Source organism: Nocardia carnea, from assembly GCF_029868855.1.
Classification (GTDB): domain Bacteria; phylum Actinomycetota; class Actinomycetes; order Mycobacteriales; family Mycobacteriaceae; genus Nocardia; species Nocardia carnea_A.
In genome coordinates, this window is record NZ_JARWOV010000095.1 from 18,970 (window position 1) to 30,705 (window position 11,736).

The window sequence follows — 11,736 nt, forward strand, 5'->3', positions numbered from 1 at the left end:
AGGCCCTGGCGATACGCCCGGGCTCAGCCGGCCAGCGCAGCAAGCGTCGGCAGCAGTTCGGCCAGCGCGCGGCCGCGGTGCGAGGCCGCGTCCTTCTGCGCCGGGGTGAGCTGTGCCGCGCTGAGCTCACCACCCCCGGGATGGAACAGCGGGTCGTAGCCGAAACCGCCGTCGCCCTGCGGTGCGCGCGCGATGGTTCCCGGCCATTCCCCGCGCACCACGGTCTCCGCGCCGTCCGGTAGCACCAACGCGCACGCCGAGACGAAACACGCGCCGCGGCGGTCGTCGGGAACATCGGACAGCTGTGCCAGCAACAGGGCGTTGTTGGCGGCATCGTCGCCGTGCCGCCCGGCCCAGCGCGCCGACAGGACGCCGGGCATCCCGTTCAACGCGTCCACCGCGATCCCGGAATCGTCGGCGATACACGGCAACCCGGTGGCCTGGGCTCCGTCCCGCGCCTTGGCCAGAGCGTTCTCCTCGAAGGTCGCCCCGGTTTCCGGCGCCTCCGGGTACTCCGGGACATCGTCGAGACCGACGATCTCGACTGCGGCGACCCCGGCCTCGTCGAGGATCCGGCGCAGCTCGTTCAGTTTCTTGGCATTGCGGCTGGCGAGCAGGACGCGACGGGTCATTACTTCTTCTTCGCCGGTTCCGGAGCTTCGGGCAGCACACCCGGATAGGGCAGTGCGAGCGCTTCCTTCTGCACCGCGAACAGCTGCTCGCAGCCTGCCAGTGCGGAGTCCAGGAGCTTGTCGAGGGTGGACCGCGGGAAGGTCGCGCCTTCGCCGGTGCCCTGGATTTCCACCAGGGTGCCGGTATCGGTGGCGACAACGTTCATATCGACCTCGGCGCGCGAATCCTCCTCGTAGGGCAGGTCCAGCCGGACCCGGCCGTCTACGACGCCGACGCTGACCGCGGCGATCGCGCAGGAGATCGGCTGCGGATCGGCGAGCCCGCCCGCGGCACCGAGATAGGTGACGGCGTCGGCCAGCGCGACATAGGCGCCGGTGATGGCCGCGGTGCGGGTGCCGCCGTCGGCCTGCAGTACATCGCAGTCGACGGCGATGGTGTTCTCGCCGATGGCGGCCAGGTCGATGCAGGCGCGCAGGGACCGGCCGACCAACCGGCTGATCTCCTGGGTGCGGCCACCGACCTTCCCCTTGACCGATTCCCGGCTGCTGCGGGTGTGGGTGGCGGCCGGCAGCATCGCGTACTCGGCGGTCAGCCAGCCCAGACCGGAATCGCGCCGCCAGGGTGGTACACCCTCGGTGACACTGGCCGTGCACATCACTCGCGTCTGCCCGAACTCGACCAGCACCGAACCGGCCGGATGCGTGGTGAAACCTCGGGTTATCCGTACCTCGCGGAGCTCGTCGTCCGCCCTGCCATCGGCTCGTCTCGACACGGGCTCAGCGTAGTGGGGTCACCTTGTGCGCAGTAGGACCAGGGGTGCCGAAACATATGCCGCCCGGGGGCGCACCGTCACAGCTCGAAGGTCTCGCCCGGTGCCACGGCATGCACGGGCCCGGCGAATTCGGCCTTGGCCTCGGCGATGACATCCTCGCGCGAAGTCCACGGCGGGATATGGGTGAGCAGAAGTTCCCCGACCCCCGCCGCGGCCGCGATCCGGCCGGCTTCGGTGCCCGAAAGATGTATGCCCTCGGGACGATTCGCCGGATCGTGGGTCCACGACGCCTCGGCCATGAGAACGTCCGCGCCCTGGGCCAGTTCCTGAACGGCCGAGCAGACGGCGGTATCACCGGTGTAGACGAAGGTGCGTCCGGCGCCGGTGACGACGCGCAGTCCGTAGGACTCCGGCGGATGGAACATCCGGCGCGCGGTGATGGTGTGGCCGGGACCGAACTCGACCGTTTCCCCCTCGGACCACGGCCGGAAATCGATCACATCGGACCAGTCGTCGCATTCGCCGCCGATCTCGGCGGAGGCATTACCTATCCGTACCGGCGCGTCCGCCGGACCGCGGACGATGGCCTGCCCGGTGGGCGGCGCCGGATGGTAGCGCCGCCAGACCAGCAGGCCCGGCAGATCCAGGCAGTGGTCGGCGTGCAGATGGGTGAGGAAGATGTCGACCTCGCCCGGATCGGCGTATCGCTGCAGCGCGCCGAGGATCCCGGGACCGAAATCGATGACCACCGGCGACATATCCGGGCCGGTGAGCAGATAACCCGACGCTGGGGAATCCGGGCCGGACACGCTGCCCGAGCACCCGAGGACCGTGAGGCGCATGCTCCCATGCTGCCACGATGTTTCCCGATTCAAGACCGCATCCCCCGAAAATACTGGCCGCATCCACGGTCACCGGGGTGGGACGGTTGTCCCGGTGCGCAGTTGCCGGCGGTGTCGACGTTCATCACTGGAGAGTACCCAGCCGGCGATCAGTCCACCCATTGCGCCGAAAAGGTGTCCCTGCCAGGAGATTCCGTCTTGACCTGGGAGAACGCCCCAAAGTAGGGAGCCGTAGAAGACGAGTACCACCACGCCGAGCACGATCTGGCCGATCCGGCGGGCGAACCAGCCGCGGCAGATGAGATAGGTGAGCCAGCCGAAAACCAGCGAGGAAGCACCGATATGGATGGTGTTCGTCCCGCCGGTGAGCCAGGTGCCCAGCCCGGCGACGATCCAGATGACCGCGGTGGCGGCCAGCCCACGGCCGATACCCGTGGCCAGGGTCAGGAAGCCCAGGATCAGCACTGGCAAGGTGTTGCCGATCAGATGGTCCCAGCTGCCGTGCAGCACCGGAGCGAAAAGAATGCCGTCCAGGCCGTCGACTTCACGCGGCGCGATACCGGCCGTGCAGTCGATGCAGTAGTCGATGATCGAATCCACCGACTCGATCAGATACAGCAGCACGACGAACGCGGCCATCACAACTGCGGCCCGCCCCCAGGCCCGCCCGGCGGTGAAACGAGGCCGGCCGGCCGGAGCGCCGGGACCGGGCGCGCCACCGGAGCCCGGCCGGTACGCGGAAATGCGATCGGGGTCGAACGAAGCGCCCAGGGGTGCGCCACCGGTCATGACGATCCTCCTCCTCGGCGCACCGAACCCGCTCCGCGCGCCTTACCCGAGGGTACTGGGTTTGTGGCGCCGCCTTCGGCCGTGCGAGTCCGGGCCTGCGGTTCGGACCGCGGACGCCGACCATCCCGACGGGCGGCCGGCGACCGACAGGATCCGAACCGGCAAGCCGGGCGCACCGCCGGGAATCAAGCCCAGAGCTGGCCTTCGAGGCGTTCCTCGGCCTCTTCGAGAGTGCCGTCGTAGGCGCCGGTGGACAGGTATTTCCAGCCACCGTCCGCGACGACGAAGGCGATATCCGCTCGTTTGCCCGCCGCGACGACCTTGCGGGCCACGCCCAGCGCCGCGTGCAGGATCGCGCCGGTGGAAACCCCGGCGAAGATGCCCTCTTCCAGTACCAGTTCACGGGTCCGGCGGACCGCGTCGTACGGGCCGACGGAGAACCGGCTGCTGAGTACCGATTCGTCGTACAGCTCCGGGATGAAACCCTCGTCGATATTGCGGAGTCCGTAGACCAGTTCCCCGTACCGGGGTTCGGCGGCGACGATTTCGATACCCGGAACCTTCTCCCGCAGGAAGCGCCCGGTGCCCATCAGCGTGCCGGTGGTGCCCAGACCGGCCACGAAATGGGTGATCTCCGGCAGATCGGCGAGGATCTCCGGGCCCGTGGTCTCGTAATGGGCGAGGGCGTTGGCGGGGTTGCCGTACTGGTAGAGCATGACCCAGTCGGGATTCGCCGCGGCGATCTCCTTGGCCTTGGCCACGGCCTGGTTCGAACCGCCGGCGGCGGGCGAATCGATGATCTCGGCGCCGAACATGGTGAGCAGCTGGCGCCGCTCCACCGAAGTGTTCTCCGGCATCACACACACCAGGCGGTAGCCCTTGAGCTTCGCCGCCATGGCCAGCGAGATCCCGGTGTTGCCGCTGGTGGGTTCGAGGATGGTGCAGCCGGGGGAGAGCCGGCCGTCGGCTTCGGCCTGTTCGATCATGCGCAGCGCCGGGCGGTCCTTGATGGACCCGGTGGGATTGCGGTCCTCGAGTTTGGCCCACAACCGCACCGGCGATTCACCCTCCCACTGCGGGGAGAGATTGCGCAGACCGACCAGCGGCGTATTGCCGAGCGTCGCGATCAGGGATTCGTAGCGTGCCACCGGACCGTCAGGCCCCGCCCGCGACGGCCGGCAGGATCGTCACCGTCGCACCTTCGCCTACGGCGGTGTCGAGACCGCCGGAGAACCGGACGTCCTCGTCGTCGACATAGATATTGACGTAGCGGTTCAGCTTGCCCTCGTTGAGCAGGCGCTCGGCCAGGCCGGGATGGTTGGCCTCCAGATCGTCGATCACCGCGGCGAGCGTGGCGCCCTTGGCCTCGACACGCTTCTCGCCCCCGGTGTGGGTGCGCATGATCGTCGGGATGGACACGGTGACCGGCATGGGTGCTCCTCGCTTGTTGTCTTCTCGGTAGTAGGTGGGAAGTTGTGGGGGGTCAGTCGTTTTCGTAGGCGTCGACGATCCGCACCGGCTCTTCGGTGACCTCGCCGTCGAGGATCCGGTAGCTGCGCAGCTCATGCTGCTCGGGGTCGCGGGTCGAGACCAGGACGTAGTGCGCGCCGGGCTCGGAGGCATAGGAGATATCGGTGCGGCTGGGGTAGGCCTCGGTGGCGGTGTGGGAGTGGTAGATCACCACCGGTTCCTCGTCGGCGTCGTCCATCGCCCGCCACACTTTCAGCTGTTCACCGGAATCGAACCGGTAGAACGTGGGGGAGCGCTCGGCGTTCAGCATCGCCACGAACCGTTCGGGACGGTCGGACCCCTCCGGTCCGGCGATGATGCCGCAGGCCTCGTCGGGATGGTCGGCGCGGGCGTGCGCGACCATCGCATCCACCAGGTCGGCCCTGATCACGAGCACAATCGAACCTCTCCACACATCGTCTCGGCTCTCGCCGGCCCATTACAGCCGACAACCGTCGAGGATATTCGCCTATTCCCGGGTGGTCGGCGGCGCCTCCGGTGCCGTGGTGGTCCGGCCCGCTGAGGTCGTGTTCAGCTACCGAACAGGTCGCTGTAGGACGATATACCGGCGACCGATACCGCCGAGCGGATCGCGTCGACCACTGCCCGCTCCACGCAGACCGCGGCGGCGGTGCACAACTCGTCGACCAGGGGGAGGTCGCCGGGGAAGGCTGCCGGGAGCGCGGGGAGGTCCGGTGGTGTCGCCGTGCCGGTGGCCAGGGCGAAGAACGTATCGCCGTCGAGGGGGGAATGCGCCGGGCGCACCGCGCGGGCCAATCCGTCGTGCGCGGTGGTGGCGAGGCGGCGGCAGCCCAGGGTGTCGAGCGGCGCGTCGGTGGCGACGACGCCGATCGTGGTGTTCAGGACGGTGCTCTTGACCGGGAGCGCGTTGGCCGCGGCCAGTTGTTCCGCGGTGGCCGGGCGCAACCCCGCGAACTCCGGGCCGTCGGTACCGACGCCCCAGGGCAGCCCGGTGCGCGGGTCGAAAACCGAACCGACCGGATTCGCGACCACGAGCGCACCGACGGTGACCCCGGCGGCGATACCGTCGGTGAAACGGATACTCGCACTGCCGATACCGCCCTTGAGCGCACCCGCCTGGGCCCCGACTCCGGCACCGACGCAACCGCGCAGGAAATCTGGTCCGGCTGCTTCGGCGGCGTGGTAGCCGAACTCGGCGGTGGGACGGGTGGACCAATCGCCGACCGGTAGATCGAAGATCACCGCGCCCGGCACGATCGGCACCACCCGGCTGGGGTCGGCCGGGTCCATCGGGATGCCCTCGCCGTGTTCCTCCAGCCAGCGCATCACCCCGTCCGCGGCCGCCAGACCGTAGGCGCTGCCACCGGTGAGCAGGATCGCGTGTGCCTGCCGCACCGTATTGGCGGGATCGAGCAGATCGGTTTCCCGGGTGCCGGGTCCGCCGCCGCGCACATCCACCGCGGCCACCGCACCGCCCGGCGCGCGGACCACGGTGCAGCCGGTGGCGGCGCCGGAACCCCGGGTGGCGTCGGGATCGAGTACGTGATGGTGGCCGACCAGCAGGCCGGCGATATCGGTGAGCGCGTTACGCGGTCCGGGTGCGCCGGTCACGGGGCCATCGCCTGCAGTAGTGAGTCCTGCATCCAGGTGAGCCAGTGGTAGACGTCCAGATGCGGGGCGCGAGGGTCGTCGGGGGGGAACTGCTCGGGGGTGTCGGCGTCGATTTCCAGCACCACACCCAGCGCGAGGCGGATATCGGTGAGGGCGGCGAGCCAGGCGTCCGCTTCCTCCGGCGTCAAGGCGATCTTGCCGCCGTCCTCCGGCACGGTACGCAGGACGACCCCGGCGGCCGCCAGTTTGTCGTCGATGATCTCCGGCTCGTGCAGGCCGCGGAGCGCGCTGTTGAGGTCGGCGCGATCGGCGTCGGGGGAGCCGGGTTCGGCGCGATGGAAATCGGGGAGCAACCGGGCCAGCCGGGGATCGTCCGGCGGGAGGGTGTTACCGCTGCGCAGACCGGTGAGTGCGGCGAGTTCGTCCTCGGGGGCGGAGGCCGCGCGCTCACCCAGCAGGCCGGAGACCGCGCCGACCAGCGAGCGCAGCACGCTCGCTTCGCGCGCGTCCATCTCCGACCGCAGCTTGAGACCGCTCAATGAGTTCTTCCGGCTCCATTTACGCACGTCGCTACGGTAACCGTCCGATCAGTCGTCTCGTTGCATGGTCGCCCACAGGCCTGCCGCGTGTAGGCGGCGGACATCCTGTTCCATTTTGTCCCGCGAACCGGACGATACGACGGCTTTGCCCTCGTTGTGCACCTTGAGCATCAGCTCGGTCGCCTTGGCTTTGCTGTAACCGAACAGCTTCTGGAATATGTAGGCGACGTAGTGCATCAGGTTGACCGGATCGTCCCACACCACAGTGACCCATGGGCGGTCCTCGGCCTCCAGGATCTCGGTGGCTTCCACGGCCTCGGGGGTCGCCTGTGCCGCCGACAACGTGGCGCCGGCGGCGCCTACGCGGACCTCGATCGTCCGGGAGCGGGGTGCTGTGTTGCACAAGGCCATAAACCCAAGGGTACGACTCGCGGAGTAATTCACAACACCCGGAGCAGGAACAATACGGCTGCCCCTGGCCCGGCGCGGGTCCGTGCGCAACCGGTGTGGTGCGGTCGGGAAGCAGGTGCCGGACGGTCCCTCCCATCGGGCGCGACGGGCGGTTCGGATGATCGGTGGCCCGGCCTGTTTACAGTGAACAACTGTGGAACCGCGCGATACCGCCGGCAGCACCGCACTGCTGACCGACCAATACGAGCTCACGATGCTGGCGGCGGCGCTGGCCGATGGTTCAGCGGCGCGGCGCTGCACCTTCGAGGTGTTCGCCCGGCGTTTGCCGCACGGGCGTCGCTACGGCGTGGTGGCCGGAACCGGCCGTTTCCTCGACGCCCTGGCGCGATTCCGGTTCGGGGAGGCGGAGCTGGAGATCGCCGCGGGGTTCCTGGACACCGCGACCATCGACTGGTTGCGGGATTACCGCTTCACCGGCGATATCGACGGTTATCCGGAGGGTGAGCTGTATTTCCCGGGATCGCCGATCCTGTCGGTGACCGGGACCTTCGCCGAATGCGTGGTACTGGAAACCCTGGTGTTGTCGGTACTCAACCATGACAGCGCGATCGCGTCCGCGGCCGCCCGGATGGTGAGTGCGGCGGCCGGACGACGCATGATCGAGATGGGGTCGCGGCGCACCCACGAACTCGCCGCCCCCGCCAGCGCGCGGGCGGCGTATCTGGCCGGTTTCCACGCGACCTCGAATCTGGAAGCCGTACGCCGCTACGGAGTGCCGGGCGCCGGCACCAGCGCGCACGCGTTCACCCTCGTGCACAGCGGGCCCGACGGCGAGCACGAGGTGGAGGCGTTCCGCAGTCAGGTGACGTCGCTGGGCACGGGAACCACACTGCTGGTCGACACCTTCGACATCACCCGCGGTGTCGAGCTCGCGGTACAGGTGGCCGGACCGGAGCTGGGGGCGGTGCGTATCGATTCCGGTGATCTGGGCGTGCTGGCCCGGCAGGTCCGGCAGCAACTGGACGGCCTGGGCGCGGTGAACACCCGCATCGTGGTCTCCGGTGATCTCGACGAATACGCGATCGCCGCGCTGCGCGCCGAGCCCGTCGATGCCTACGGGGTCGGCACCCAGCTGGTCACCGGTTCGGGTGCCCCGACCGCGGGAATGGTGTACAAGCTTGTCGAGGTCGAGGGATTACCGGTGGCCAAGAGATCCAGTCACAAGGAGTCGCGGGGCGGGGCGAAGCGGGCGGCGCGCCTGGCCCGGTCCACCGGGACGATCGTCGAGGAGATCGTGTATCCGGTGACCGGCCGCTCCCCGGACCCAGGCGACCTCGAGGTGCGTGAGCTGCTGGTCCCGCTGGTCCGCGGTGGTGAGCTGCTCGACGGCCCGCCGCTCACCGAATCCCGTGAGCTGGTGGCGCACGGCCTGGTGAGCCTGCCCTGGGAAGGCCTCAAACTGTCCGGCGGTGACCCTGCGGTGCCGACCACTTTTGTGGCCTGACCGGCCGGGGCGGGGGAAACTGAAAGTATGGAACGCGCGCTGATCGTGGTGGATGTGCAGAACGATTTCTGCGAGGGCGGTTCGCTGGCCGTCGCCGGGGGCGCCCGGGTGGCCGGGCTGATCAGCGAATTTCTGCGCGACGCCGAGTACGACGCGGTGGTGGCCACCCGTGATTTCCACATCGATCCGGGTGCCCATTTCTCCGAGACCCCGGACTTCGTCGACAGCTGGCCGCCGCACTGCCGGGTCGGTACCCCCGGCGCGGAGTTCCATCCGGAATTCGACACCGGCACGGTGCAGGAGATCTTCTCGAAAGGCGAGTACTCGGCCGCCTACTCCGGTTTCGAGGGGGCCGCGTCCGATGGCACGCCCCTCGCGGTCTGGTTGCGTAACCGGGGTATCACCTCGGTGGATATCGTCGGTATCGCCACCGATCACTGTGTCCGGGCCACCGCCCTGGACGCGGCCGCGGCCGGTTTCAGCACCCGTGTCCTGCTCGGATTGACCGCGGGCGTCGCACCGGCCACGGTCGAATCGGCGCTGGAGCAACTCGACCGGGCCGGGGTCGAGCTCGACGGCGCGGTGGCCGGCGGCTGATGCCATGGCGCGATCATGTCTGTCGGTCCGCCGGTGCACAATCCGTCCATGACTGCTTCCGGGGATGATGCACGCGCCTATGCTCTTTCGCTGCCGGGGACCAGCGAGGAGTTCGCCTGGGGTATGCCGATCTTCCGGGTCGAGCGCCGGTTGTTCCTCACGCTCCCCGAAGACGAGACCTCGATGGCGGTGCGCTGCCCGATCATCGACCGAGACGAGCTGGTGGTCGCCGAACCCGCCAAGTTCTGGATTGCGGGGCACGAAGCCGGAAACCCCTGGGTCCGGGTGCGACTCGCGGCTCTCGACGATCAGGACGAGTTGCGGGCGATCATCCGCGACTCATGGCGCCAGGCCGCTCCACCTCAGCTCGCCGACGGCGTTTGAACTGAGCCTTCGGGCGATAGCGCACGGGGGCTTCCGGTCCGCCGGTTGTCGTTGTGTGTGCGGCTGGGCTCAGTGCAGGAGGCGCCGGTAGGTACCCCGCGCCAGAATGACATCCATGTCGGGCATCAACAAGGTTGTCGCACAGGTTCAGGAACTGCTGTTGAAGATCGGTTCCGGAATCGGCCGCGTTCGGGCCAGACCCCCCGAGGAAGTCGGAAAAGGCCTACGTGCGACAGCCGATACCGTCGAGGCGGCCGACCGGCCACGGCCTACCGAGGTCGACGGGTACGTCCGACGGCCGCAGGCCCGGCTCACGGAAGGTGAGAAGCGACCGCATTGGGTGGTGACTGCGGATGACAATGTGTTCGCGGCGACAGTGCACAACAAGAATTGGGACCTCGACCAATCGAAGGAATTGATCGGGCATCTGGACGATTGGCTCGCAGCGACCCAAGGGAAGAAGCGCATCATCATTGTCGAAGGACGAGTGCCCCCCGTGCACGCGGACGTCGGGACGGTGATCGACGACGACCTTCTCCGGAAAACGTTCGCGACCGACCGAGGCGAGTGCGCGGCGATCGCCCTCAAAGGGAAAGCAGCGGGCATCGATCCCATATCGGGGGAGGAGAACGAGGGCCGCCAGTTCGCCGAACTACTGCGCAACCATCGACCGGAGCATGTTCTCGGGTACTACGTGCTGCGCCAGATGCCGCAGGGGCTCGCGGCGAAGGAGAAAACCGGGATCGACATGGCGGCGTATCTGAACGAGACCATCGACAGGTTTGCCCCTCATATGCCCGAAGGCATCGATGCCCGGCAGGCGTTCACCGATCTGATGGTCCGAGACTACGGCCGATCCGACTTCACGGGGGAGTTCCACAAAGATGACGAGGCCTGGTTGATGCAGGAAACGAACGACCCCCTCGTGCTCGGAACAAGGGATAGCCCGGTGCAGAACGTCTCCTACGAATGCAATCAGCGGCGGGATGCGCACTACGCGGAGCTGTTTCAACAAAAAGTGGACGAGGGTTACGCCGTGTTCGGCCAATTCGGCGAAATTCATTACGCCGACGTCAAGCCGCACATTCCAGCTATACAGAACGGTTCGGTGGTGCAGATCCACCCGTAATGTGCCGCGACGAGCACGCGCACCGGCGTCTTGCCGGTCCACGCCCCGCCAGGCGAGTAGCTCGTCGGTACATCGAGCGCAGGATACGGCTGCTGCGGAGGCGCATTGCGACCTTATGCTCGTAGACGTATATTCGCAGACGAGTAAGGAGGCGATGTGGCGAGGAAGCGCAAGGTGGGCAATCTGCTGGCGCTGGCCGTGCTCGCCGTGATGCAGGACGAATCCATGCACCGGTATCAGATCGCCGCACGGCTGCGTGAGTACGGCAAAGACCAGGACATGGACATCAAGTGGGGGTCGCTGTACACGGTTGTGCAGAACCTGGCCAAGGCCGGTTTCCTGGAGGTGGTGGGCAGCGAACGCGACGGTGCCCGGCCCGAACGGGTGATCTACCGGATCACCGCCGCCGGACGCGCCGAACTGGTGGACTGGACGCGGGAACTCATCGCCGAACCCGAGCCCGAACGTGGCCGCTACATCGCCGGCCTGTCGATCCTTGCCGTGCTGCCGCCCGACGAGGTGGCGGAGCTGCTGGGCAGTCGGCTGGGGGTTCTGCGTGAGCAGATCGCGCAGGTGAAGAAGGACTTGTCCGACCTCTCCGCGAAGCTGCCGCGGCTGTTTCTCATCGAATCCGAGTACGGGCTCGCCGTGCTGGAGGCCGAAGCCGAATGGACCCGCGCCCTGCGCGCCGAGCTTCTCGACGGAACCTTCCCGGGCCAAGCGGAATGGAAGTCATGGCACAGCCGCGGCGGCGTGGACACCGCGCGTGCCCGGAAATATGTGGAGGGAGCCGAACAGCCGTAGATCAGTGAACGACGACCGGTGAATCACACCGGCCCGCTTGTGGTGGGGCAACACCACCAAAGGGGCCCGGTAAACCTGAAGGGCCGGGGCCCCACCACGCCCCCCCCGGTTACCGCCCCGCGCCGGAGCTACGCCCGTACTAACCCCCGTAGTTCCGCCCGGGCACCCCCCACCCCCCCCGGGTACGAACCCGCCCAGAACCCCCGGGCCCGCCAAACACCCCCGCCCCC

General features: G+C 68.1%; 15 protein-coding genes. 5 read left to right on the forward strand and 10 right to left on the reverse strand.

Going from position 1 to position 11,736, the window contains the following annotated elements; all coding sequences use genetic code 11:
- Positions 1 to 23: 23 nt before the first annotated feature.
- The 10 genes from rdgB to clpS form a co-directional block, all read right to left on the reverse strand.
- On the reverse strand, positions 24 to 632 hold the full coding sequence (gene rdgB, locus QH195_RS08945; RefSeq protein WP_280435005.1) for an RdgB/HAM1 family non-canonical purine NTP pyrophosphatase: 609 nt from the start codon (positions 630 to 632) through the stop codon (positions 24 to 26).
- Positions 632 to 1,405, reverse strand: coding sequence for a ribonuclease PH (rph, locus tag QH195_RS08950; RefSeq protein WP_062979532.1), 774 nt, complete (start codon positions 1,403 to 1,405; stop codon positions 632 to 634). The genes rdgB and rph overlap by 1 nt, the downstream gene beginning before the upstream one ends.
- Before the next feature lie 77 nt (positions 1,406 to 1,482).
- Positions 1,483 to 2,247, reverse strand: a complete 765-nt coding sequence (locus QH195_RS08955) for a cyclic nucleotide-degrading phosphodiesterase (RefSeq protein WP_280435006.1) — start codon at positions 2,245 to 2,247, stop codon at positions 1,483 to 1,485.
- 69 nt (positions 2,248 to 2,316) lie between these two features.
- Positions 2,317 to 3,036: a rhomboid family intramembrane serine protease gene (locus tag QH195_RS08960; protein WP_280422390.1), complete on the reverse strand. Its 720-nt coding sequence runs from the start codon at positions 3,034 to 3,036 to the stop codon at positions 2,317 to 2,319.
- Positions 3,037 to 3,221: 185 nt separating this feature from the next.
- Entirely contained in the window at positions 3,222 to 4,184 is a 963-nt protein-coding gene (locus QH195_RS08965) for a PLP-dependent cysteine synthase family protein (RefSeq protein ID WP_280435007.1), read from the reverse strand.
- A gap of 7 nt (positions 4,185 to 4,191) precedes the next feature.
- The gene (locus tag QH195_RS08970; protein WP_280422388.1) at positions 4,192 to 4,467 is read right to left on the reverse strand and encodes a MoaD/ThiS family protein; all 276 of its coding nucleotides are present in this window, start codon (positions 4,465 to 4,467) and stop codon (positions 4,192 to 4,194) included.
- A gap of 52 nt (positions 4,468 to 4,519) precedes the next feature.
- Positions 4,520 to 4,942, reverse strand: a complete 423-nt coding sequence (locus QH195_RS08975; protein WP_280422387.1) for a M67 family metallopeptidase — start codon at positions 4,940 to 4,942, stop codon at positions 4,520 to 4,522.
- A 134-nt stretch (positions 4,943 to 5,076) separates the two neighbouring features.
- The gene (locus QH195_RS08980) at positions 5,077 to 6,138 is read right to left on the reverse strand and encodes a P1 family peptidase (protein WP_280435008.1); all 1,062 of its coding nucleotides are present in this window, start codon (positions 6,136 to 6,138) and stop codon (positions 5,077 to 5,079) included.
- Complete coding sequence (locus tag QH195_RS08985) at positions 6,135 to 6,704, reverse strand: DUF2017 domain-containing protein (protein WP_280422385.1); 570 nt, start codon at positions 6,702 to 6,704, stop codon at positions 6,135 to 6,137. The genes QH195_RS08980 and QH195_RS08985 overlap by 4 nt, the downstream gene beginning before the upstream one ends.
- Before the next feature lie 21 nt (positions 6,705 to 6,725).
- The gene (gene clpS, locus QH195_RS08990) at positions 6,726 to 7,088 is read right to left on the reverse strand and encodes an ATP-dependent Clp protease adapter ClpS (protein WP_062979355.1); all 363 of its coding nucleotides are present in this window, start codon (positions 7,086 to 7,088) and stop codon (positions 6,726 to 6,728) included.
- A gap of 193 nt (positions 7,089 to 7,281) precedes the next feature.
- Here clpS and QH195_RS08995 point away from each other — a divergent pair, with 193 nt between their 5' ends.
- The 5 genes from QH195_RS08995 to QH195_RS09015 all read left to right on the forward strand — a co-directional run bounded on the left by QH195_RS08995 (position 7,282) and on the right by QH195_RS09015 (position 11,506).
- Positions 7,282 to 8,592, forward strand: a complete 1,311-nt coding sequence (locus QH195_RS08995; RefSeq protein WP_280435009.1) for a nicotinate phosphoribosyltransferase — start codon at positions 7,282 to 7,284, stop codon at positions 8,590 to 8,592.
- A gap of 27 nt (positions 8,593 to 8,619) precedes the next feature.
- Complete coding sequence (locus QH195_RS09000) at positions 8,620 to 9,189, forward strand: isochorismatase family protein (protein WP_280422383.1); 570 nt, start codon at positions 8,620 to 8,622, stop codon at positions 9,187 to 9,189.
- A gap of 48 nt (positions 9,190 to 9,237) precedes the next feature.
- Positions 9,238 to 9,573, forward strand: a complete 336-nt coding sequence (locus QH195_RS09005; protein WP_280422382.1) for an MmcQ/YjbR family DNA-binding protein — start codon at positions 9,238 to 9,240, stop codon at positions 9,571 to 9,573.
- A 343-nt stretch (positions 9,574 to 9,916) separates the two neighbouring features.
- Positions 9,917 to 10,702: a hypothetical protein gene (locus tag QH195_RS09010; protein ID WP_280435010.1), complete on the forward strand. Its 786-nt coding sequence runs from the start codon at positions 9,917 to 9,919 to the stop codon at positions 10,700 to 10,702.
- Between the two features lie 156 nt (positions 10,703 to 10,858).
- The gene (locus tag QH195_RS09015) at positions 10,859 to 11,506 is read left to right on the forward strand and encodes a PadR family transcriptional regulator (RefSeq protein WP_280435011.1); all 648 of its coding nucleotides are present in this window, start codon (positions 10,859 to 10,861) and stop codon (positions 11,504 to 11,506) included.
- Positions 11,507 to 11,736 lie beyond the last annotated feature (230 nt).

Excerpts from the sequence above, each read along its gene's own strand:
- QH195_RS09005 (WP_280422382.1), top strand. The coding sequence starts at position 9,238 with ATGACTGCTTCCGGGGATGATGCACGCGCCTATGCTCTTTCGCTGCCG.
- QH195_RS08970 (WP_280422388.1), bottom strand. The coding sequence starts at position 4,467 with ATGCCGGTCACCGTGTCCATCCCGACGATCATGCGCACCCACACCGGG.
- rdgB (WP_280435005.1), bottom strand. The coding sequence starts at position 632 with ATGACCCGTCGCGTCCTGCTCGCCAGCCGCAATGCCAAGAAACTGAAC.
- clpS (WP_062979355.1), bottom strand. The coding sequence starts at position 7,088 with ATGGCCTTGTGCAACACAGCACCCCGCTCCCGGACGATCGAGGTCCGC.
- QH195_RS08960 (WP_280422390.1), bottom strand. The coding sequence starts at position 3,036 with ATGACCGGTGGCGCACCCCTGGGCGCTTCGTTCGACCCCGATCGCATT.
- QH195_RS08955 (WP_280435006.1), bottom strand. The coding sequence starts at position 2,247 with ATGCGCCTCACGGTCCTCGGGTGCTCGGGCAGCGTGTCCGGCCCGGAT.
- QH195_RS09000 (WP_280422383.1), top strand. The coding sequence starts at position 8,620 with ATGGAACGCGCGCTGATCGTGGTGGATGTGCAGAACGATTTCTGCGAG.